Origin of the sequence: Azorhizobium sp. AG788, from assembly GCF_004364705.1 — a bacterium.
In the GTDB taxonomy this organism is placed as follows: Bacteria; Pseudomonadota; Alphaproteobacteria; order Rhizobiales; family Xanthobacteraceae; genus Azorhizobium; species Azorhizobium caulinodans.
Map to the genome: position 1 here is coordinate 186,542 of NZ_SOBM01000002.1, position 19,879 is coordinate 206,420.

General features: G+C 67.1%; 19 protein-coding genes and 1 riboswitch. Of the genes, 4 read left to right on the forward strand and 15 right to left on the reverse strand.

Features of this window, described 5'->3' with window-relative positions; translation table 11 throughout:
* Positions 1-6 precede the first annotated feature (6 nt).
* The 12 genes from DFO45_RS04865 to DFO45_RS04920 all read right to left on the reverse strand — a co-directional run bounded on the left by DFO45_RS04865 (position 7) and on the right by DFO45_RS04920 (position 12,546).
* Positions 7-1,140, reverse strand: a complete 1,134-nt coding sequence (locus DFO45_RS04865) for a M20/M25/M40 family metallo-hydrolase (RefSeq protein WP_133864004.1) — start codon at positions 1,138-1,140, stop codon at positions 7-9.
* Positions 1,141-1,148: 8 nt separating this feature from the next.
* Positions 1,149-2,312 carry a M20 aminoacylase family protein gene (locus DFO45_RS04870; protein ID WP_133864005.1) on the reverse strand — a complete coding sequence of 388 codons (1,164 nt, stop codon included), beginning with the start codon at positions 2,310-2,312 and terminating at the stop codon, positions 1,149-1,151.
* A gap of 34 nt (positions 2,313-2,346) precedes the next feature.
* On the reverse strand, positions 2,347-3,843 hold the full coding sequence (locus DFO45_RS04875) for a M81 family metallopeptidase (protein WP_133864006.1): 1,497 nt from the start codon (positions 3,841-3,843) through the stop codon (positions 2,347-2,349).
* Between the two features lie 19 nt (positions 3,844-3,862).
* Positions 3,863-5,512, reverse strand: coding sequence for an ABC transporter ATP-binding protein (locus DFO45_RS04880; RefSeq protein ID WP_133864007.1), 1,650 nt, complete (start codon positions 5,510-5,512; stop codon positions 3,863-3,865).
* Complete coding sequence (locus tag DFO45_RS04885; RefSeq protein WP_133864008.1) at positions 5,509-6,396, reverse strand: ABC transporter permease; 888 nt, start codon at positions 6,394-6,396, stop codon at positions 5,509-5,511. The genes DFO45_RS04880 and DFO45_RS04885 overlap by 4 nt, the downstream gene beginning before the upstream one ends.
* Positions 6,396-7,337: an ABC transporter permease gene (locus DFO45_RS04890; protein WP_133864009.1), complete on the reverse strand. Its 942-nt coding sequence runs from the start codon at positions 7,335-7,337 to the stop codon at positions 6,396-6,398. Before DFO45_RS04890 ends, DFO45_RS04885 begins: the two co-directional genes overlap by 1 nt.
* 60 nt (positions 7,338-7,397) lie before the next feature.
* The gene (locus tag DFO45_RS04895) at positions 7,398-9,020 is read right to left on the reverse strand and encodes an ABC transporter substrate-binding protein (RefSeq protein WP_133864010.1); all 1,623 of its coding nucleotides are present in this window, start codon (positions 9,018-9,020) and stop codon (positions 7,398-7,400) included.
* 228 nt (positions 9,021-9,248) lie between these two features.
* A riboswitch (glycine riboswitch) is annotated at positions 9,249-9,336 on the reverse strand.
* 296 nt (positions 9,337-9,632) lie between these two features.
* Positions 9,633-10,430, reverse strand: coding sequence for a sulfite exporter TauE/SafE family protein (locus DFO45_RS04900; protein WP_133864011.1), 798 nt, complete (start codon positions 10,428-10,430; stop codon positions 9,633-9,635).
* 71 nt (positions 10,431-10,501) lie between these two features.
* Entirely contained in the window at positions 10,502-11,395 is an 894-nt protein-coding gene (locus tag DFO45_RS04905) for an MBL fold metallo-hydrolase (protein ID WP_133864012.1), read from the reverse strand.
* Between the two features lie 19 nt (positions 11,396-11,414).
* The gene (locus DFO45_RS04910) at positions 11,415-11,873 is read right to left on the reverse strand and encodes a YeeE/YedE family protein (protein ID WP_133864013.1); all 459 of its coding nucleotides are present in this window, start codon (positions 11,871-11,873) and stop codon (positions 11,415-11,417) included.
* Position 11,874: 1 nt separating this feature from the next.
* Positions 11,875-12,306, reverse strand: coding sequence for a YeeE/YedE thiosulfate transporter family protein (locus tag DFO45_RS04915; RefSeq protein ID WP_012170611.1), 432 nt, complete (start codon positions 12,304-12,306; stop codon positions 11,875-11,877).
* Between the two features lie 15 nt (positions 12,307-12,321).
* A complete protein-coding gene (locus tag DFO45_RS04920) occupies positions 12,322-12,546 on the reverse strand; it encodes a DUF2892 domain-containing protein (protein WP_133864014.1) in 225 nt (74 codons plus the stop codon).
* A 50-nt stretch (positions 12,547-12,596) separates the two neighbouring features.
* On the opposite strand from DFO45_RS04920, the gene DFO45_RS04925 reads away from it, so the two are divergent.
* Both DFO45_RS04925 and DFO45_RS04930 read left to right on the forward strand, forming a co-directional pair.
* A complete protein-coding gene (locus tag DFO45_RS04925) occupies positions 12,597-12,938 on the forward strand; it encodes a metalloregulator ArsR/SmtB family transcription factor (RefSeq protein WP_012170613.1) in 342 nt (113 codons plus the stop codon).
* Positions 12,939-13,306: 368 nt separating this feature from the next.
* On the forward strand, positions 13,307-14,641 hold the full coding sequence (locus DFO45_RS04930) for an MFS transporter (RefSeq protein ID WP_043879215.1): 1,335 nt from the start codon (positions 13,307-13,309) through the stop codon (positions 14,639-14,641).
* Between the two features lie 82 nt (positions 14,642-14,723).
* Here DFO45_RS04930 and DFO45_RS04935 read toward each other — a convergent pair whose 3' ends face one another.
* From DFO45_RS04935 to DFO45_RS04945, 3 genes are all read right to left on the reverse strand, one after another.
* Positions 14,724-15,803 carry a nitronate monooxygenase family protein gene (locus tag DFO45_RS04935; RefSeq protein WP_133864015.1) on the reverse strand — a complete coding sequence of 360 codons (1,080 nt, stop codon included), beginning with the start codon at positions 15,801-15,803 and terminating at the stop codon, positions 14,724-14,726.
* Positions 15,804-15,894: 91 nt separating this feature from the next.
* Complete coding sequence (locus DFO45_RS04940) at positions 15,895-17,280, reverse strand: FAD/NAD(P)-binding protein (RefSeq protein ID WP_133864016.1); 1,386 nt, start codon at positions 17,278-17,280, stop codon at positions 15,895-15,897.
* 111 nt (positions 17,281-17,391) lie between these two features.
* Positions 17,392-18,243, reverse strand: a complete 852-nt coding sequence (locus DFO45_RS04945) for a DeoR/GlpR family DNA-binding transcription regulator (RefSeq protein WP_133864017.1) — start codon at positions 18,241-18,243, stop codon at positions 17,392-17,394.
* Between the two features lie 118 nt (positions 18,244-18,361).
* Between DFO45_RS04945 and DFO45_RS04950 the strand changes: the two genes are divergently transcribed.
* Both DFO45_RS04950 and DFO45_RS04955 read left to right on the forward strand, forming a co-directional pair.
* Positions 18,362-19,027 (forward strand): TIGR00725 family protein, encoded by a 666-nt coding sequence (locus DFO45_RS04950; RefSeq protein WP_133864018.1) that lies wholly within the window; start codon positions 18,362-18,364, stop codon positions 19,025-19,027.
* 82 nt (positions 19,028-19,109) lie between these two features.
* Positions 19,110-19,877 (forward strand): ABC transporter permease subunit, encoded by a 768-nt coding sequence (locus DFO45_RS04955; protein ID WP_245517955.1) that lies wholly within the window; start codon positions 19,110-19,112, stop codon positions 19,875-19,877.
* Positions 19,878-19,879: the final 2 nt, after the last annotated feature.

Here is a 19,879-nt window from a genome sequence, read left to right on the forward strand (position 1 = left end):
GCCCGCTCAGGACAGGCGGGCCATCAGGCCAGCGATGAGGCGGCCCCGCTCGGCCAAGGTGTCGATGCGGATGTGCTCGTTGAGCGTGTGATAGTCGCCGCCGCAGGGCCCGAGGCTGTCCAGCGTCGGGATGCCGAGCGCGCCGGTGAAATTGCCGTCCGAGCCGCCGGGCGAGGAGCGGTGGGGCAGATCGAAGCCGAGTTCTCCGGCGATGGATTTCGCAAGCGCGTGGAGCGCCAGGGAGCCCGCGTTCGGCTCCCACACGGGGCGCACCACGCTGGTCTTCACCTCAAAGCCCGTACCGTCCTCCCGCCGCTCGTTGAGCGCTAGGATGCGGGTGGTGCCGTGGTCGAGGTCTTCCTGCCGCTTGGCCATGCTCAGCGCTTCTCCGCTGCAGGTCGTGGCAACGCAGTTCACCCACTGCCCGCCATGGACGACGCCGACCGAAAAGGTGCAGTCGTCCGAGGTCATATCCTCGATCTCGGGAATGCGTCGCGCCATCTCCCGGATGGCGGAACGCCCTTCCTTCAGCGTCGCGCCGGCATGGCTCGCCCGGCCGTAAGCGGTGAGCTTGTATCGGGCGATGGCATAGCGTCCCGTGGTCACGCCCTTGTCGGCAAGGCCGGGCTCGGGCACCAGCACATATTTGTGCGTCTTCGCTTCCTCTTCGATGAGGGCGCGGGTGCCGGGGCTGCCGATCTCCTCGTCGCTGGTGAAGAGGAAGGTGATGGGCAGCGGCGTCTCGATGCCCGCGCGGGTGAGCTGGATCAGCGCTTCCAGCGCCGTGAAGGTGCCGCCCTTCATGTCCAGCAGGCCCGGCCCCCAGCACAGGTTGCCCTCCTGCCGGAAGGGGAGCTTTTCCAGCGTGCCGATGGGATGCACGGTGTCGAAATGGCCCATCACAAGGATGCCGGGCGTACCGGCATCCTTGTGCGGAAAGCGTATGCGGGCGCAGTCCCCGAGCCCGTCCGGCCCGGGGATATGGTCGACCTGTCCGCCTGCCGCCGCCGCGTCGCGCGCGGCCAGCGCCACGGCGCGCGAGACGGCCGCCGGGTCATAGGTCGGGCTCTCGCACTCGATCCAGGGGCGCAGGCGCGCCAGCATGGACGTCGTGTCGAACGGCAGGGCAGAGAGGTCCATGGCGTGCCTCAGGCCGCCGCGAGGCGGTCGGTGGCCACCGTCGCCAGCAGGCTGGAGCCGATGGGCAGGATGGCCTCGTCCAGGACGAAGCCGGGATTGTGCACCGGAACGTCGCCGCCGTGGCCGACCCAGAAATAGGCGCCGGGGACAGCCCGCAGCATGTCGGCGAAGTCCTCGCTGCCCATGATCGGGACCATATCGGTGAGGACGTGCTCGGCACCCACAATCTTGGCGATGCTCTTGGCGGCGGCGTCGCTCTGGGCCTCGTGATTCACCAGCACGTCGAAGATGGAGCGGATCTCCACGTCGATCTCCATCTCGAAGGTGGCGGCGATGCCGGCGGCGACGGTGCGCATGCGCTGACGCATGAGTTCGCCGGTGGCCGCATCGAAGAAGCGGGTGGTGCCGCCGAGCGTCGCTTCCTGCGGAATGACGTTATAGGCCGAACCGGAATGGATCTTGGTCACCGACAGCACGGCGGCGTGCTGGGGATCGGCATTGCGGCTGACGATGGATTGCAGCGCCTGCACCAAAGCGGTCGCGGCGATCACCGGGTCGCGGGAGACCTCCGGGCGCGCGCCATGGGAGCCGCGGCCCGTGATCTTGATGTCGAAGAAGTCGGCCCCGGCCTGGGCCGGGCCGGCGAAGATGCGCACCTTGCCGGCCTCGATGTTCGGCGCATTGTGCAGGCCATAGACTTCATCACAGGGGAAGCGCTCGAACAGCTTGTCCGCCAGCATGGCGCGGGCGCCGCCGAGCCCTTCCTCGGCCGGCTGGAAGATGAAATGGACAGTGCCGGCAAAGTCGTTGTTGCTGGCGAGATAGCGGGCTGCGCCCAGCAGCATGGTGGTGTGGCCGTCATGGCCGCAGCCGTGGAACTTGCCGGGATATTTGGAGGAGAAGGACAGGTTGGTCGCCTCGTCCATGGGCAAAGCGTCCATGTCGGCGCGCAGGCCGATGCGACGGCCGGGGCCCTTGGCGCCGTGAAGCACGCCGACGACGCCGGTCTTGCCGATGCCGCGATGCACCTCGACGCCCCAGGAGGCAAGCTTCTCGGCCACCAGCGCGGAGGTGCGCACTTCCTCGAAGCCGATTTCCGGATGGGCATGGATGTCGCGGCGGATGGCGACGAGATCGTCAGCGAAGGCTTCGATTTCGGGCAATGCAGGCATGGGTCCGTCTCAGGTCAGCTTTGGGGGGAGAAGGTCAGGCGAAGGCCGGGCCGTTGGGTTCGAGCCGCACGCCGGGGCGCAGATGCTTCCATGGCAGGCTGGCGGGGGAAAGGGGCATGGCACCGGGCGCGGTGCAGACCAGAATGGTTTCCGCAATCGGCGTGAAATCGGCCCGGAAATGCACGGAGCTCTTGTTCACGAGGATCGCCTGCTCGGTCGGCTCGATGCCCACGTAGCGGAACATGGCCTGATCGGCGAGCTGCGCCTTGCGCGAGGCGACCACCACCCGCACGCCGCCGATGCGCAGGCAGGCAGAGCGACCGAGGAACATCGGCCCCTTGCCGAAATACGGGCCGGTGGCATTGAAGGTGCCATCGGAGAGCGCGTCCACGGTGAAGGTGCCCTCGAACGGGGCATCCCCCGGAAGGCCGGACTTACCGCCGAGCGCGAGCGTCACTTGCGCCCCCACGCCCGCCGTATGGGCTGCGTCTGCCGCCTGCGGGTCCACCATCAGGCCGAGCGCCGCCCGCTCGGCACCGCAGGCGAGCAGCGCGCGCAGCATGCCCGTGGTGTCGGAGGTGCCACCGGCGCCGGGATTGTCCTGCGTGTCGGAGATCACCACCGGCTTTTTCGCCGTGGCGGCGATGGCCATCGCTTCCCGCACGCCCGCCTCGGGGGAGAAGGCGCTGCCGGCGAAGGCGTCCTCCTGCGCGAGTATGAGGGCGGTCATCGCGTCCGCGCCCGCATCGGCCTTCGCCTGCGTGTCCGCATAGGCGACCACGCTGCCGCCGCAGTCCGGAAAATCGGCCGCCGGGAAGCCGGGCAGGAAGGAGAGGTGGACGAGCCCCATCTCACGCTCGATCTGTGCCAGCTGCTGATAGAGCGTGCGGCAGGGCTCCATCTCCGTGCACTGCCAGGCGATGGGCATGAGGAAGGGGATCTGCCGGAAGGCCTTGGCGAAGGGCTTGCCCGCCATGCGGGCGGCCAGCACATCCGCCGCGCGCCGGCCGGTGTCGGCCATATCCACGTGCGGATAGGTGCGATAGGCCACCAGCGCATCAGCCTCGTCCACCATGCGGCGCGAGACATTGCCGTGCAGGTCGAGGCTCACCACCAGTGGCACGTCGGGACCGATGAGGTCGCGCACGCGGGCCTCCGTCTCGCCCTCGCCGTCGTCGTAATGGGTGGTCACCATGGCGCCGTGGAGGTCGAGATAGACGCCGTCCACAGGGCCGAAGGCGGCCAGACGCTCCAGCATCTCGGCCATGATGCGCTCAAAGGCGTCCTCGGTCACATGGGCGGAGGGGGCAGCGGCGCACCAGAGCGTCGGCAGCACCTCCCAGCCCTTTTCGGCCGCGGCGGCGATGAAGCCGGAGAGGCCGGTGTTCTTCCCCGGCATCCGCTCGAAGATTTCCGCGCCCCGGCTGATGGGCGGGAAGCCGCCGCCATGCTCGAAGGCGGCGTAGGGCGCCTGTGCGGGCGCAAAGGTGTTCGTCTCGTGCATGAAGCCGCCGACGGCGATGCGGGTCATGGATCTGTCCTTGCTTATCTCACGCGCCGGCGGTGGCGGGCTCCAGCGGCCGGAAATTGGCGAAGTCCCAATGGCGGCCGGGGGCGGCGGCCAGGAGGTCGCGGGTGTAGTCCGCCTTCGGGGTGGCGAGAACTTCCTCGGCCGTACCGTATTCCACAATGCGGCCCTTGTGCATCACCACCACATCGTCGCAGATCTGGGCTGCCACCCGCAGGTCGTGGGTGATGAACAGGATGGCGATCCCGAGTCGGGTCTGGAGGTCGGCCAGAAGGTCCAGCACCTGCGCCTGCACGGACACATCGAGGGCGGAGACGGCCTCGTCCGCCACCAGCACGTCCGGCTCCATGGCGAGCGCCCGCGCGATGGCGATGCGCTGGCGCTGGCCGCCCGAGAACTGGTGCGGAAACCGCTCCACCGCATCCTCCGGCAGGCCGACGAGCGGCATCAGCTCGCGGGCGCGCTTCAGCGCCACGGCGGCGGGCACGCCGAAATTGCGCGGGCCTTCGGCAATGCTCTCGCCCACGGTGATGCGGGGATTGAGAGAGCGGTAGGGATCCTGAAAGATCATCTGGATGCGCTTGCGATAGGGGCGCAACACGCTGGGCGAGAGGTCAGAGACTTCCTGCGCGCCGAGGCGGATCGAGCCCGAAGTCGGGTCGATGAGGCGCATCACGCAGCGCGCCACCGTGGACTTGCCCGAGCCGCTCTCGCCCACGATGCCGAGCGTGCGGCCGCGCTGAAGGCGGAAGGAGACGTCCTTGGCCGCCACCGTCTCGCGCGGCGCACGGAAGAGAGCGCGAGCGGCGTAGGTCTTTTCCAGTTCGCTCACCGAGAGCACGGTCTCCGGCGAGGTTTCCGGACGCGGCGGGCGGGGCGTGAGGCTCGGCACCGCGCCCAGCAGGCGACGGGTGTAGTCCTCCTGCGGCGCGCGCAGGATGGTGTCGATGGGGCCAGTTTCCACCACCTTGCCGTGGTGCATCACGCATACCCGGTCCGCAATGTCCGCCACCACGCCCATGTCATGGGTGATGAACAGGACGGACGTGCCCATTCGTCCCTGCAGCTCCTTGATGAGCTTCAGGATCTGCTTCTGGGTGGTGACGTCCAGCGCCGTGGTGGGCTCATCCGCGATCAGCAGCTTGGGATCGAGGATCAGCGCCATGGCGATCATGATGCGCTGGCGCTGGCCGCCGGAGAGTTGGTGCGGATAGGAGGCATAGACGCGCTCGATATTGGGCAGGTGCACCTGCTCCATCATCGCCAGCACCTTCTCCCGACGCTCGCGACCGGAGAGATGCAGGTGGGTCTTCAGAACCTCCTCGATCTGGCGGCCCACCGGGATCACCGGATTGAGCGCCGTCATCGGCTCCTGGAAAATCATGGCCATGCGGCTGGCCCGAAGCGCCCGCAGGCGGGCATCGCTTGCGCCCACCAGTTCCTCGCCCTCAAGCTTGATGCTGCCGCCTGAGAGGCCGAGCACCTTCTTGGGCAGCAGGCCCATGGTGGCGAGCGAGGTGACGGATTTGCCCGAACCGCTCTCACCCACGAGACACAGGGTCTCGCCGGGCGCGATGGAGAGGGAGATGCCGTCAAGAACCCGCCGCTTGAGCGCGACGATGTCGACACACAGATTGTCGATGGTCAGGATGGGGGAAGGGGTGCCGCTCATGCGCCGGTCCTCTTCTTGAGCCGCGGGTCGAGCACGTCTCGGGCGGCATCGCCGATCAGGTTCACGGACAGGATGCACAGCGAGAGCAGCAGGCCCGGCCAGAAGATGAGCATGGGCTTCAGCTGGAAGTACATGCGCCCCTCCGAGATCATGTTGCCCCAGGAGGGAGTCTCGGTGCCGATGCCGGCGCCGAGGAAGGAAAGGATGGCTTCCGTCACGATGGCCGAGGCGCAGATATAGGTGCCCTGCACGATCAGCGGCGCATAGGTGTTGGGCATCAGGTGCCGATAGAGCAGGGCCGGCAGGCGCGTGCCCATGGCGATGGCCGCCTCCACATAAGGCTCGTTGCGCGCGGAAAGCACCACCGAGCGTACGAGGCGCACCACGCGGGGCACCTCGGGAATGGTGATGGCGATCATCACCGTTGTCAGCGACGAGCCGGAGAGCGACACCACGGCGATGGCGAGCAGTACGCTCGGAATGGCCATGAGGCCGTCCATCACCCGCATGAGGATGGCATCCAGCGTGCGGAAATAGCCCGACAGCAGGCCGAGCGGCAGGCCGATGGCGATGGAGATAACCATCACGCCGAGCCCGACGATGAGCGAAACCCGCGCGCCATAGATGAGCCGCGAGAGCAGGTCGCGACCGTAGGAATCCGTGCCGAGCAGATACATGGGGCTCGGCGGCTTCAGCCGCTGGGTCGGCAGCATGGTGATGGGATCATGCGGCGCCAGCAGCGGCGCGAGGAGCGCCATGGCGGCGATCAGCACAAGGCAGATGGCGGCGATGGTCGGCGCGAAGCGCAGCCGCGACAGGTTCGGCAGATAGCGCGGCCGGCTGACGGGCAGGGCGCCCGCATCACTGGGAGAGGAGGCGGCCATCAGTAGCGGATCCTCGGGTCCAGCAGGGAATAAGAGAGATCGACCATCAGGTTGATGAACACATAGATGCCGGAGGTGAGAAGGATCAGCCCCTGTATGACCGGATAGTCGCGGGCCAGAACCGCATCGACAATGAGCCGTCCGAGGCCGGGAATGTTGAACACGCTCTCGGTCACCACCACGCCCGAGATGAGCAGGGCAAAGCCGGTGCCGATGACGGTGAGGATGGGCACGGCGCTGTTGCGCAAAGCGTGGCGGAACAGGACGATGCGTTCACCCACCCCCTTCGCGCGGGCGGTCCGGATGTAGTCTTCCCCCAGCACGTCCAGCAGGCTCGCCCGCGTCATGCGGGCGATCAGCGCCACATAGATGGAGGCGAGCGTGAAGGCGGGCAGGGTGGCGCGCTGGGCGAAGGGGCCGATGCCGTTGGCGATCGTGCTGAAGCCCTGAACCGGGAACCAGCGCAGGTTGATGGCGAACACCTGGATCAGCACATAGCCGATGACGAAGACCGGCACGGAGAAGCCAAGCACGCATAGCGCCATCACGAGATTGTCGATGAGCGTGCCGTGCTTCCAGGCCGCCAGCACTCCCATGGGCACGGCGATGAGGATCGAAAGCACCATGGTGACGAGCGCGAGGTTGAGCGTCGGCCCGAGGCGCTGGCCGATCAGCGTCGTCACCGGCGTCTTGGAGATGAGCGAGGTGCCGAGATCGCCATGCGCGAGCTGGCTGATCCAGGTGAGGAACTGGACGGGTATGGGCTTGTCGAGCCCGAGGCTGGTGCGGATGGCCTCCAGCTGTGCCGGTGTCGCCGTGTCGCCGGCGATGATGGCGGCGGGGTCGCCGGGCGTGAGGCGCAGCAGCAGGAAGACGAACAGCGCGACCACGCCCATGACGGGGATGGCGGCGAGCACGCGCCGGAGAACATAAGCGAGCATGGATCGCCCTCGCTGGGAAACGGGGCTGCGCCCGGCCGGTGCGGGCCGGGCGCAGCGGCGTCAGTTGGCTTTCTTGATGTTCCAGAACAGCGGCGCCGGTCCCTGGATCAGCCCGGAAAGCGAGGTGCGGTAGAGGGCCGGAATGTAGTAGCTGCCGAGCGGCACATAAGCGGCATCGTCATAGGCGCGCTGCTGGATCTTCGCGGCGAGCGCCTTCTGCTCGTCGAGCGTCTTGGCCCCCGCGAACTCGTCGCGCATCTTGATGATTTCCGGATCGTCCAGCCAGCCGAAGAAGCCGCCCTTCTTGCCACGCGTGTTGAGCATGGGGTTGACGAGGGGCGTCCAGACTTCGGCGCCGATCCAGTTGGTGAAGAACAGGCTCCATCCGCCTTCGGCCAGCGGGGCCTGGCTGGCGCGTCGGGTCACCAGGGTCTGCCAGTCCATGGGCTGGAGCGTGACCTTGAAGCCAGCATTGCGCAGGGCCTGAGCCGCCACCACCGGCTGGGGAGCGACCGTGATGACGTCGGTGGGCTGGAGGATGACGACGGGGGTGCCGTCATAGCCCGCCTCCTTCAGCAGCGCCTGCGCGGCCTTGATGTCGCCCGTGGCGAAGGTCTTGGGAGCGCCCGCATCGGTGGAGAGCGGGACGCCGCAGCCATACATGGACGGGCAGGCCGCGAAATATTCGGGATTGCCGATGAGGGCGGCGAGCACGTCGTTCTGCCCGAGCGCCAGCATAGCGGCGCGGCGGATCTTCACATTGTCGAAGGGCGGATAAAGGACGTTCATCTGCCCCATGGTCTGGGTATTGAGGGGCGTCCAGCGGAATTTCTTGATGTCCGGGTTGGCTTCCGCGAGCGGCAGGAGGTCCACCGGCGGGGCCTCCATATAATCGATCTCGCCATTGTTGATGGCGTTCAGCGCCGTCTGCGCGTCGGGCATGTTCACCCATTCTACGCGGTCCACATAGGCGACCTTGCCGCCGGCGGTCCAGCTCGGGGGCTCCTTGCGGGGCACGTATTTGTCGAACTTCTCGTAGACCACTTTCACGCCGGGCTGGAACTCCGCCTTCACGAACTTGAAGGGGCCGGAGCCGATCTGGTCGGTGATGCTCTCGCTGGCGGGGGTCTCCGCGATGCGCTTCGGCATCATGAAGGGCACGACCGACGAGGGCTTGGCCAGCATCTCGAGCGTCGGGCCGAAGGGCTTCTTGAGCTTCAGAACAATGGTCTTGGCATCGGCGGCGGTGAGGCTCTCGGCGTAGTCCATGAGCATCTGGCCGCCGGTATCGCGCTGCGCCCAGCGCTTCAGGGAGGCGACGCAATCCTCGGCGGTCACCGGCGTGCCGTCGTGCCACAGCAGGCCGTCGCGCAGGGTGAGCGTGTAGGTCAGGCCGTCGTCGGAGACCTTGTACTCCGCCATCTGCGGCTGCGGCTTGTAATTGGCATCCATGGACAGCAGCGTGTCATAGATCATGTAGCCGTGATTGCGGGTGATGTGCGCGGTGGTGATGATCGGGTCCAGCACGCGCAGGCCCGAGTGCATCACCGCCCGGATGGTGGTGCCGGCCGCGTGGGCGGCGGGGGCGAGGGAGGACAGGCCAAGGGCAAGCACGGACGCCATGGTGAGCGTCTTCAGGGCCTTGCGCCGCGGGCCGGACACCTCGGTCTTGAACCAATTCATGCAACAGTCCCCTCGGATCGGAATGGTCGGATGGTCAGGAAGGTGAGAGCGCCGGTCTTGTGTCTTGTCTGGCCTCTTGCCGTGCGACGTGTGCCCGCCACGGGGCGGCGCGGTGGCCGGCCCGTGCGATAAAGGTCGCCCCGTCCGTTCTGGGCCTGAGAGATTCACCGCTCACGCGGCTTGCTCCTTCGGCGGACCGGCAGGGCCGGTCACTCTCCGGACGTCTTCTGGCAGGCACCGGTCCTTCTACCTGAGAGTTTCCGGGGCGGTTGCTCCTTCGGTGCCGGATCGATCCGGTCTCTCCCGGTGCTGCCATTCACGTGAAGGAGCCTAGCGCTCTCAACGAAATGCACAATAACTACGCGTGGTGAAAAAATAGCCGGTATACCGCAGGCCGACCGCTCCCCCGCCCAATGCGCAGGCAAACGGGCATCCTGCCATCATTCGGTGTGGTTGGGTGGGGCGCAATTTGAAGATGTTTTGCCGTTCAAATGCGAGGCGAGCGAGGGCTTCACCGGTGCGACATTTCCGGCGCGGCGGCCGGTCGTTTGTTGGGATAGGCCGATGAGGGGATGCCTCCCCTTTGGGCGGGAGCGGGGCGTGGGGAAGCCGTCACGCCAGCGTCATCACGCCGCGCGCGACCACATAGATGCCGACCATCGCGACGATCAGGGCGAACAACCGCGACAACTGCCCCTTGCGCCCCGCAAGATGGCGCGCCAACCGCTGTCCAAGGAGGCCGCCGATGACGCCTCCGCCGATGAACACAGCCACCATTCGCCAGTCGATGAAGCCTGAAACGGCGTAGCTCACCGCCGTCGTCACGCCGAAGGCGGTGACGGCCACCAGAGAAGAGCCGATGGCGAAGATGAGCGGCATGCGCGTCGCTGCCAAAAGGCCGGGCACCACGAGGAAGCCGCCACCGATGCCGAAAAAGCCTGAGAGAGTCCCGACCGCGATGCCCATGCCGACCAGACGGGGCAACAACACGGGGGCGGACGTGCTCGATAACCGCACGGCAGGATCTTCACCGGCGCCGGTGCGGCGGAACATGGCCAGTGCAATGGCGATCATCAGGGCGCCGAAAAGCAGGAGAAGTTTCTGTCCATCCATCGCCTTGCCGAGCGTGGAGCCGAAGGTCGCGCCGAGAACGCCAGCGAACGTGAAGACAATGGCACATGGCCATTTCACGTGCCCCGCCCTTGCGTGCCCGGCAAGATTCGCAGCCGCACTGACGGCCACCGCCACCGCGCTTGTCCCGATGGCGAGGTGGGGGGAGGAGACGCCGACGAGATAGACCAGAAGGGGGACTGCCAGCACGGAGCCGCCGCCCCCGATGAGACCGAGAACCAGCCCGACGAGGGTCCCCGAAAAGAGCGTCAGGCCATCGGTGAGGAGGGAGGCGGGCACGGCGGGCTCCAGCCGGAACGGAGAAAAGCCGCCCCGATCGCGCAGGGGCTACACGGATCGGCGCAGTGGGGTCACAGGCCGTTGATCGGCACCTTGAGGAACCGCTTTCCCGTCTCGTCGGGCGGGGGTAGTTCGCCGGCGCGGATGTTTACCTGGATGGAGGGGATGATGAGGCGCGGCATGTCGAGGGTTGCGTCGCGGGCTGTGCGCATGGCGACGAACTCCTCTTCGCTCACCCCGTCGCGCACGTGGATGTTGTGCGCCCGTTCATCGGCCACCGTGGTCTCCCAGCGGATGTCGCGGCCGTTGGGGCCGTAGTCGTGACACATGAACAGGCGGGTCTCGGGCGGCAGGGCCAAAACGCGCTTGATCGAACGGTAGAGCACGTGCGCGTCGCCGCCCGGAAAGTCGGCCCGCGCCGTGCCGCCGTCAGGCATGAACAGCGTGTCGCCGACAAAGGCGGCATCGCCGATCACGTGGGTCATGCAGGCGGGCGTATGGCCGGGCGTGTGCATGGCGAAGGCCGTCATGCTGCCGATCCGGTAGGTATCGCCGTCCTTGAACAGCCGGTCGAACTGGCTGCCGTCGCGCTGGAATTCCGTGCCTTCGTTGAAGATCTTGCCGAAGGTCTCCTGAACGATGGTGATGTTTTCACCGATACCCATCTGTCCGCCGAGGGTCCGCTGGATATAGGGCGCGGCGGAAAGATGATCGGCATGCGCGTGGGTCTCGATGAGCCATTCCAGCCGAAGTCCGTGGTCCTGGATGAACGCGATGATCGCGTCTGCGGACTGGAAGGCGATGCGGCCGGCCGCGTAATCGATGTCCATGACGCTGTCGATGACGGCACAGGCGTTCGACTGCGGGTCCTTCACCACATAGCTCACCGTGTTGGTGGGGGCGTCGAAGAAGGCGGTCACCTCCGGTTTGACGGACAGATCAACGGCGTGCGGGATCGGGAGCATGGAGGCGTCTCCGTTTGATTCAGGGGCGGGTCTTCAGGGCATCGGTGCCCTGGGCCGTGGAGGGATGGCTCCGCCCGGCGAGCCAGCGGGCGAGGGCCATGCCGGCGAACATGGCGGGCACGAAGACGAGAACGCCCGGTGCCCCCAGTGTCAGGCTGGTCAGCGCCGGCCCGGGGCAGATACCCGACAGGCCCCAGCCGATGCCGAAGATGGCCGGACCGAAAATGACGCGGGCATCGATCTGCCGCGCCGTGGGCATATGGAAACGCGGCGCCACCCAGGGGTGGGGCTGACGGAGAGCCCGCCGGAAGCCGATGGTGGCGACGATGACAGCGCCGCCCATGACGAAGGCAAGGCTCGGGTCCCATGTCCCGGCGACGTCCAGGAAATTGAGCACCTTCGCCGGATCGGCCATACCAGAGACCACAAGGCCGAGGCCGAAGAGGAGGCCCGACAGGAGGGGGAGGAGCAGGGCCATGTCAGCCTCCGAAACCGTGGCGGACGAGGAACACTGTCAGTCCGGCCGTCGCCATGAAGGTGAGGGTCGCGACCAGGGAGCGCAGCGAGAAGCGGGAAAGTCCGCATACGCCGTGGCCGCTGGTGCAGCCATGGCCCCAGACGGAGCCGAAGCCCACGAGGAGCCCTGCCCCCGCCATGAGCAGCAGGTTGCCCGAGACCGTTTGCGCGATGGGGCGGCCGGTCACGAGGATCATGGCCACCGGCGCGGCCACGAGGCCCGCGATGAAGGCGAGGCGCCAGTCGAGGCCGTCGTCCTCATAAGGTGGCAGGAGGCGGGAGGCGATGCCGCTGATGCCGGCGATGCGCCCTGACGCTGCCATGAGCAGCACGGCTGCGAGCCCGATGAGGGCGCCACCCGCCAGAGAGGTCCATGGGGTGAAGGTGGTGGTCATGGGGTGTCGGCCGTGTCACTTCTTCGGCTGCGCCAGCGGGCAGGTGCGCAGGCCGACCAGCATATAGGCCGGGCAGAAGCCGAGAATGCCGGTCGCGATGAGGACGAGGCCCGCTGCCGCGGCCACCCAGAGCCACGGTCCGAGGCTCGCCAGCGACGCCGCGGGAATGAACGGGAGGACGAGGAGTGCGATGCCGACTGCCACGCGGATGGCGCGATCCAGGGAACCGACGTTGACCATGGGACTCTCCATGTGTAAATTAGAAAATACGAATATTAGGTTATTCTAAAATGTCAACGAGCAAAAATGCCGCGCCGTCGACTCCGGGCGTCGTGGCGCTGGAAGCCAAAGCGGAGGAAGTGGCGGCGCTGCTGTCCTCCATGGCCAATGCCAAGCGTCTGCTGGTGCTGTGCCAGCTTGTGGAGGGCGAGCGTTCGGTGGGCGACCTTGCCGAGGTGGTGGGTCTCAGCCAGTCGGCGCTCTCGCAGCATCTCGCGAAGATGCGCCTGCAAGGGCTCGTGGAGACCCGGCGGGAAGCGCAGACGGTCTATTACCGGCTGGCCAGCGGCGAGGTGCGGCAACTCCTCGAAACGCTCCACGGCATTTTTTGCGGCGACCTTGCGCCCGCTTGAACCGCCATGGGGCGGCTGGCCGGCATGGCCCTTTGGCGGGGGTTGCGCTCGCGCGAAAAAAGGTGAATTAAGCTGACCTAATCGCCGCAGTATTCTGTCAGCTAACGCAACGTTAGGCAGCGGATCACTCGCTCACGTTGCGTCGCCTCACAGTTATTCCCTGCTGCCGGTCGGTATTCCGGGTGCGTGTTTTCACCGCGTCGCTGTTGGGCGGCCGGTGCGGCAGCAGCGCCCCAACGGGGCCGCAGACGCCTCGGGATCAGCGGGAGCGAAGGGTGCCGGACGGGCGTCACGCCCGTGCGGCCGCGTGGCTTGAAGGCATGCGAACCCAGGATCTCCCGGACGATATCTGGCGCGAGGGAGACGATATGAAACGTCGTACCGATGAAGACTTCCGCCCCGTCGGGGATGGGTATGACACCAAGGACACGGTGCGCCGTGTCAAGGCGATCCTGGTCGGATCGACCGGCAACCTGATCGAGTGGTACGACGTCTACGTCTTCGCCGCTTTCCAGCTTTACTTTGCTCCGTCCTTCTTTGCTGACCAGTCTCCGGCCCGTCAGCAGATCTTTGCTTCCATCGTCTTCGCGCTCGGCTTTCTCGCGCGCCCGTTCGGCAGCCTCCTGTTCGGCGCCATCGCGGACCGCTACGGCCGCCGCATCTCGCTTACCGCGTCCGTGCTGCTGATGTGCTTCGGCTCGCTCATCATCGCCTGCACGCCCTCTGCGACCCAGATCGGCATCGCCGCGCCCATCCTGCTCACGGTCGCCCGCCTCCTGCAGGGCCTGAGCCAGGGCGGCGAATACGGCGCCAGCGCCACCTATCTCTCGGAGATGTCGCACCCCAACCGCCGCGGCTTCTATTCCGGCGTCTGGTACGTGACGCTGATCGGCGGCCAGCTGATGGCGGTGTTCACCCTGCTCATCATGCAGAAGCTGTTCCTCTCGGAGGACCAGATCCGGGCCTGGGGCTGGCGCATTCCCTTCTTCATCGGCGCGGCGCTGGCGGTTTATTCCTTTACCATGCGGCGGGACATGCCGGAGACCGACCTGTTCAATAAGGCGAAGTCGGTCGCCAAGGAGCGCGCGCCCCTCGCCGATCTCATGCGGCACTGGAAGTCGCTGCTGCTCGTGGTGGGCGTGACCATCGGCGGCACCTCCGCCTTCTACACCTACACCACCTACATGCAGAAGTTCCTGAAGCAGTCGGTGGGCCTCACGGCGGACCAGACCACCATGGTCACGGTCGGCACGCTCATCGTCGCTTTGATCATGCAGCCCCTCTACGGCTCGATCTCCGACAAGATCGGCCGCAAGCCGCTTCTGATCTACTTCGGCGTGATGGGTACGCTGTTCACCTATCCGCTGCTGAACACCATCCAGACCACCAAGGACCCTTGGATGGCCTTCCTGCTGATCTGCGGCGGCTGGGCCATCGTCAGCGGCTATACGTCCATCACGGCCATCATCAAGGCGGAGCTGTTCCCCACCTCCGTGCGTGCCATGGGCGTGGGCTTCCCCTATGCCGTCACGGTCGCCGTGTTTGGCGGCACGGTGGACAGCGTGGCCCAGATCTTCAAGTTCGAGCTCCATTGGGAGCAGGGCTTCTACTGGTACGCCACCGCCTGCATCTTCGTGTCGCTGCTGGTCTATATCGGCCTCAAGGACACGAAGAAGACCTCGCGGATGGACGAGGCCCACTGATCGGGCGCTCTTCCGCCTTCACCTGAAAGAAAGCCGCGCGGCGCTCATCGCTCCGCGCGGCTTTTTCATGTCGGGACGAGCGTCAGGCGCCGAGCAGGGCGCGGGCGTCCGCCACAAGCTTCAGCGCCATTTCGTCGGCCGGAAGACGAGGCGCGAGCCGGGCGGCCTGGCCCGACCAGAGATTGGTGAAATCGTCTCGCCCGTCGGCCTCGGCGCGGGCTTTGAGTGGCGCCAGCGCAGCGCCCGCAAGCGGAAAGGCGGGGGCATCGGGCGAGAGCGGGCCGATCTCGCGCATGATGCGGTTCATGACCCCGCGTGCCGGCCGACCGGTGAAGAGGTTGGTGAGCGCCGTTGTGTTGTCCTCCGCGCGCTCCAGCGCGGCGCGGTGGAGCGGTGCCACGCCTGCTTCTGGCGAAAACAGGAAGGCCGTCCCCACCTGAACCGCATCGGCGCCGAGCGCAAAGGCAGCGGCGACGCCGCGGCCGTCCGAAATGCCACCCGCGGCAATTACCGGCACAGAGACGGCATCGCGCACCTGAGGCACCAGTGCGAAAGTGCCCACCTGCCGTGACATGTCGAGATCGAGGAAGGCGCCGCGATGCCCGCCTGCCTCAAGCCCCATGGCGATGATGGCATCGCAGCCCTTTTCTTCGAGCCATCTTGCCTCGGCAACCGTCGTCGCCGACGAGATCACCTTGGCTCCCGTGGCTTTCACGCGCTCCAGCAGAGAGGGCTCCGGCAGGCCGAAGTGGAAGCTCACCACCTCCGGCCGGCGGGTTTCGACGAGCACACAGAACTTCTCGTCGAAGGGCGCCCGGCCGCCGCCGGATGGCACCGTGGCCGGATCGATGCCGGCTTCGGCGAAATAGGGAGCAAGTCGCGCGCGCCAGTTCGCCTCGCGCGCGGCATCCGGCACCGGCGGTGTATGGGCAAAGAAATTCAGATTGAGCGGTCGGCCGGGCAGTGCCTCCCGCACTTCAGCGATGACGGCATCAAGCTGCTCGGGCGTGTATTGCGCGGCGGGGAGGGCGGCCAGACCTCCGGCCGCGCCGACGGCGATGGCGAGCTTCGGTGTTCCGGACCCTGCCATGGGCGCCAGCAGCAGCGGTAGATCGATGCGGAAGAGGTCAAGGATGCGGCGGTTCGGCCAGGCTTGGGACATGGGACACACTCGCGTCTGCGCACCGGGCCGGTGCGCAGCTATTATGCATGGGCGCGCGCGAGCGGATATGCGAGGTGGGAATGGCTGTCCATCAGGCGATGCGGTCGGCCAGGGTGTCCGCAAGGGCCGCGGTCTGGCGCCGGATGTCCGGGACGGCGACGATTTCCCAGAACTGCCCCTTGCTCACAGGTCCGATGCCGAAGAGGCGCGAATGTGCGGTGCCATCCGCCGCGATGATGGCATGGTGGGGCGTGATGTCGAGCCCCTGCCCGAGCGGGTCGGGACGCGCCACACCCTCGCGCAGGAGCGATGCCACGAGCGGATCCTGCACCCGGCGATAATCCGATTGGGGTCCGGAGCAGTTGATGAGGTAGGTCGCCTCCCGCCACTCCAGCCGGCTTGAACCGCGGGGCCGGACGCCGAGGGCAAGGCCAGCGTCGCGGGCATCCAGCCGCACGCCACGCGCCGCCTCCACCACGAGGCGTCCGCTGGCGAGATGGTGCGCAATGCGCGCGGCGATCTCCGGCGACATGCGATGGCGGTGAATGTCCCACCAGGGCCGGACATGACGCAGGAAGCGCCGCCGCTCGACAGCATCGAAGCCCTGCCAGATGGCCTGCGTCGCCGGGCGCAGCGCATCGATCACGTCCCGCCAGCCGGCGCCGCTCGCCTCGGCGCGCTCCACTTCGGACCGCACCCGCCGCATCAGGGCTGCCACGGTTGGCGGGGGCGCCTCCGGATCGATGAAGGACGGCCAGGGCGCCGTTTCCCGGTGCTGCTGCGGAATGAGGCCGCGCCGGGAGACGACACGGATCGGCCCACGGTGGCCGCGCGCATCGAGCCGGATCACAAGATCCACCATCGTCAGGCCGGACCCGAGGATGATGACCGGCGCATCGGGCGCTATGCGGGCAAGCGCCGCCTCGTCCCAGGGATTGCGGATGATGAGTGAGGCGTCGCAGGCCGCGCAGCCCTCCGTGACCGGCAGTTCCGGCGGGAAGTTTCCGACCGCGAGCGCCGCCGCGTCCACATCCAGAGGGGCGGCGCCGGCGGGATGGAGGCACACGCGCTCCGCATGGATCTCGAGGGACCGGATGTCGAGCGGCAGGCGCCGGACAGTGCGGCCGGGCGCTGCCTGCGCCTCGACCGCAGCCAGCGTCTCGCTCAGATAACGCCCGTAAAGGCCGCGCGGCGCAAAGGCGTGGCCGGAGGCCGGGACGGTGGCTCCGAGGCCCTGATTCGCAGCATGTGCCTGGAGCCAGCGCACGAAATGGCCCGGATCGTCAGCCAGCGCCGACATGTTGGAGGCACGGACATTCAGCAGATGGTTGGGGTCGCCCGAACTGTAGGCGAGGCCCGGCCCGAACAGCCCGCTGCGCTCCAGCAGCAGGACTTCGACTCCAACCGGACCTCGCCGGAGCAGTTCGATGGTCAGCGAAGTACCGGAAAAGCCGGCCCCGACGATGGCGATGCGCATGAACGAATTAGCGCTGTGGAATGCGACCGGATCAAGAAGTCCGGTCTGAGCGCGTGAAATCCCCCACAGGAAAGGCCGAAACGTAAGGTTTTCGCCCTGGCCGTCGACCCATCAGTCGCCAGATGCCACCACGAGCCGACAGCCGGCCTCCGCCATACGGGTCGCGAGACGGTCGGGGGGGGCGGCATCGGTGATGAGGGTCGAGACGGCCTCAAACTCGGCCACCCGCACGACGGCGGAGCGGGCAAACTTCGTGGCGTCGGCCACCAGAAGGGTTCGCCGGGCGCGGGCGATCATGGCCTTCTTGGTGGCCACCTTGAGCGGATCGAAATCCATGATGGCGCCGTCCTCGTCATCGAAGCCGGAGCAGCCGATCACCGCGAAGTCCGTGCGCAGGCCGTTCAACGTCGCAATCGCCTGCTCGCCCACAAGCGAGCCGTCCGCGCCGCGCATCAGGCCGCCCGTCACCACAACGTCGCCCACCGGCGCGCCCGCGAGGATCGCAGCGGCACCGACGCTGGTCGTGACCACATGCAGGCTGCGATGGTCCAGAAGCGCGCGCGCGACCGCTTCCACCGTCGTGCCCACATCGAGACAGACGGAGGCGCCGTCTGGGATCATCCGCGCGCACGCCTCGGCAATGGCGCGCTTGGCATCTGTGGAGATGGTGCGCTTCTGGCTGTAGGCGGGGCGGGCGGTGTTCTCCCGCTGGCCCGCGCCGCCATGGAAGCGCTGGATGAGGCCGGCTTCATCGAGACGAATGATGTCGCGCCGCACCGTCTGGGTGGAGACGTCGAACAGTCGGGCGAGGGTCTCGATGGTGACATAGCCCTGCTCTCGTACCCGTTCCACGATCGCCTGCTGGCGGCCGGAGACATCGGGAGATGCGGCGTCCGCGCCGGAGACGATAGGCGCGGCGGCAGGGGAGGGGGCTTCGGTCTCGGGCGCAGCGCGTCGGGGCATGGGAACTCGATCAGGGATGGCGCTTGGCGTTTTTCGTCGGCTATGTAAGAAAACTTACATCGCATTAGCGTATGCCAATGCGGAACGTCCGTCGAGCCGTGTTCAGGAGCCGCCCGCCATGTCTTCCCTCGCTCCCGCTTCCATCCCCTCTCTGCTCTGGTCCGAAGGCGGCGTCCTGCTGCGGGACGGCGCCCGCTTCGATCCCTGGGCGCTCACCTGGGTCGCCCTGGACGAGTCGGTGAAGGGGGAGGCGCATGGGGTCACGCCGTGCGAGGCGCTGACGCGGCTGAACGCCGAGGGGCAGATGCGCAAGGTGCCGGTCGGCATCATCGGTCCGAAGAATGCCAATCCGGAGCAGGAGACGGTGGCAGAGGCGCTGGGGCGGGCATTCGCCAAGCTCGGCCTGACATTACTCACGGGCGGGCGCATGGGGGTAATGCAGGCCGCGAGCCGCGGCGCTTTTTCCGCCGGCGGGCTCACCATCGGCATCATTCCGGATGGGGAATGGGACACCGCCAATCCCTATGTGACGGTCCCCCTTGCCACCGGCCTCGGGCCAGCGCGCAATGCGATCGTGGCCCGCGCCTGCGAGGCGCTGGTGGCGGTCGGCGGCGAATATGGAACGCTAAGCGAAATGGCCTTCGGCATGCATTTCGACCGGCTGGTGCTGTCCATGCTCAACGCTCCCGTGGTGAATGGCGTGGTGGCCTGCGCCACCATTGAGGAGGTGACCGAGCGGGTGGCGCTGCGCGTCCTGCGGCTGGATCGTCCGCTCGGTGGTTGATCGAAATCTTCCACGTATGTCATAAAAGTATCATCGGATCGGGCGCAGAAGATGCCCGACCATATGGGGGAAGACCGGCGCCGTGCTCGCCACCTGTCTCTATCTGCTGTTCCTGTTCGCGCCCATCGCCTTGCTGGTGATGGGATCGCTCGGGGAAAGCTGGACCAACACCCTGCTGCCGAGCGGCCTTACCGGCCGCTGGTATGCGGAGCTCGCCGCCGATCCGAGCTTCCAGCGCGCCTTCCTCACCAGCCTCAAGGTGGTGACTGCGACCTGCATCCTCGACATGCTGATCGCCGTGCCTCTGGCCTATGCGCTGCATTCCACCGCGCGGCGAGGCGTTCAGGCGGCGGCGCGGGTGGTGACGCTGCTGCCCATCGCCACGCCCGAACTGGTGCTGGGCTTCGGCTTCATCCTCGTCTTCTCCTCCGATGCCTTGCCGTTCATCGGCAGCATCTGGCTGCTCATTGCCGCCCATGTGGTGGTGACGCTGCCCTATCTCCTCAACATCCTTCTGTCGGACATGACCCAGCTCAAGCTCGGCGACCTGGAGCGGGTGGCGGCTACCCTCGGCGCTCCCTTCATGAGCCGCTTCTTCGATATCGTGCTGCCGCTGGTGCGTCACAGCCTGTTCGCCGGCCTGATCACCGTCTCCGCCATCTCCATTGGCGAGTTCCAGATTTCGAACCTCATCGCCGGCTTCCTCACACGCACCTATCCCATCACGCTGTTGCAGGCCTTCTACGGCGCCACGGGTTTTGCCTGCGCCGCGACCGTCGTCCTGCTGGTGCTGGCGGTGACGGCCTCCGCGGCCGGTGCGCTGACGGCCCGCGCCGCACGGACGGGTTGAAC

Excerpts from the sequence above, each read along its gene's own strand:
- DFO45_RS04865 (WP_133864004.1), bottom strand. The coding sequence starts at position 1,140 with ATGGACCTCTCTGCCCTGCCGTTCGACACGACGTCCATGCTGGCGCGC.
- DFO45_RS04870 (WP_133864005.1), bottom strand. The coding sequence starts at position 2,312 with ATGCCTGCATTGCCCGAAATCGAAGCCTTCGCTGACGATCTCGTCGCC.
- DFO45_RS04875 (WP_133864006.1), bottom strand. The coding sequence starts at position 3,843 with ATGACCCGCATCGCCGTCGGCGGCTTCATGCACGAGACGAACACCTTT.
- DFO45_RS04880 (WP_133864007.1), bottom strand. The coding sequence starts at position 5,512 with ATGAGCGGCACCCCTTCCCCCATCCTGACCATCGACAATCTGTGTGTC.
- DFO45_RS04885 (WP_133864008.1), bottom strand. The coding sequence starts at position 6,396 with ATGGCCGCCTCCTCTCCCAGTGATGCGGGCGCCCTGCCCGTCAGCCGG.
- DFO45_RS04890 (WP_133864009.1), bottom strand. The coding sequence starts at position 7,337 with ATGCTCGCTTATGTTCTCCGGCGCGTGCTCGCCGCCATCCCCGTCATG.
- DFO45_RS04895 (WP_133864010.1), bottom strand. The coding sequence starts at position 9,020 with ATGAATTGGTTCAAGACCGAGGTGTCCGGCCCGCGGCGCAAGGCCCTG.
- DFO45_RS04905 (WP_133864012.1), bottom strand. The coding sequence starts at position 11,395 with ATGCTCCCGATCCCGCACGCCGTTGATCTGTCCGTCAAACCGGAGGTG.
- DFO45_RS04910 (WP_133864013.1), bottom strand. The coding sequence starts at position 11,873 with ATGGCCCTGCTCCTCCCCCTCCTGTCGGGCCTCCTCTTCGGCCTCGGC.
- DFO45_RS04915 (WP_012170611.1), bottom strand. The coding sequence starts at position 12,306 with ATGACCACCACCTTCACCCCATGGACCTCTCTGGCGGGTGGCGCCCTC.
- DFO45_RS04920 (WP_133864014.1), bottom strand. The coding sequence starts at position 12,546 with ATGGTCAACGTCGGTTCCCTGGATCGCGCCATCCGCGTGGCAGTCGGC.
- DFO45_RS04925 (WP_012170613.1), top strand. The coding sequence starts at position 12,597 with ATGTCAACGAGCAAAAATGCCGCGCCGTCGACTCCGGGCGTCGTGGCG.
- DFO45_RS04930 (WP_043879215.1), top strand. The coding sequence starts at position 13,307 with ATGAAACGTCGTACCGATGAAGACTTCCGCCCCGTCGGGGATGGGTAT.
- DFO45_RS04935 (WP_133864015.1), bottom strand. The coding sequence starts at position 15,803 with ATGTCCCAAGCCTGGCCGAACCGCCGCATCCTTGACCTCTTCCGCATC.
- DFO45_RS04940 (WP_133864016.1), bottom strand. The coding sequence starts at position 17,280 with ATGCGCATCGCCATCGTCGGGGCCGGCTTTTCCGGTACTTCGCTGACC.
- DFO45_RS04945 (WP_133864017.1), bottom strand. The coding sequence starts at position 18,243 with ATGCCCCGACGCGCTGCGCCCGAGACCGAAGCCCCCTCCCCTGCCGCC.
- DFO45_RS04950 (WP_133864018.1), top strand. The coding sequence starts at position 18,362 with ATGTCTTCCCTCGCTCCCGCTTCCATCCCCTCTCTGCTCTGGTCCGAA.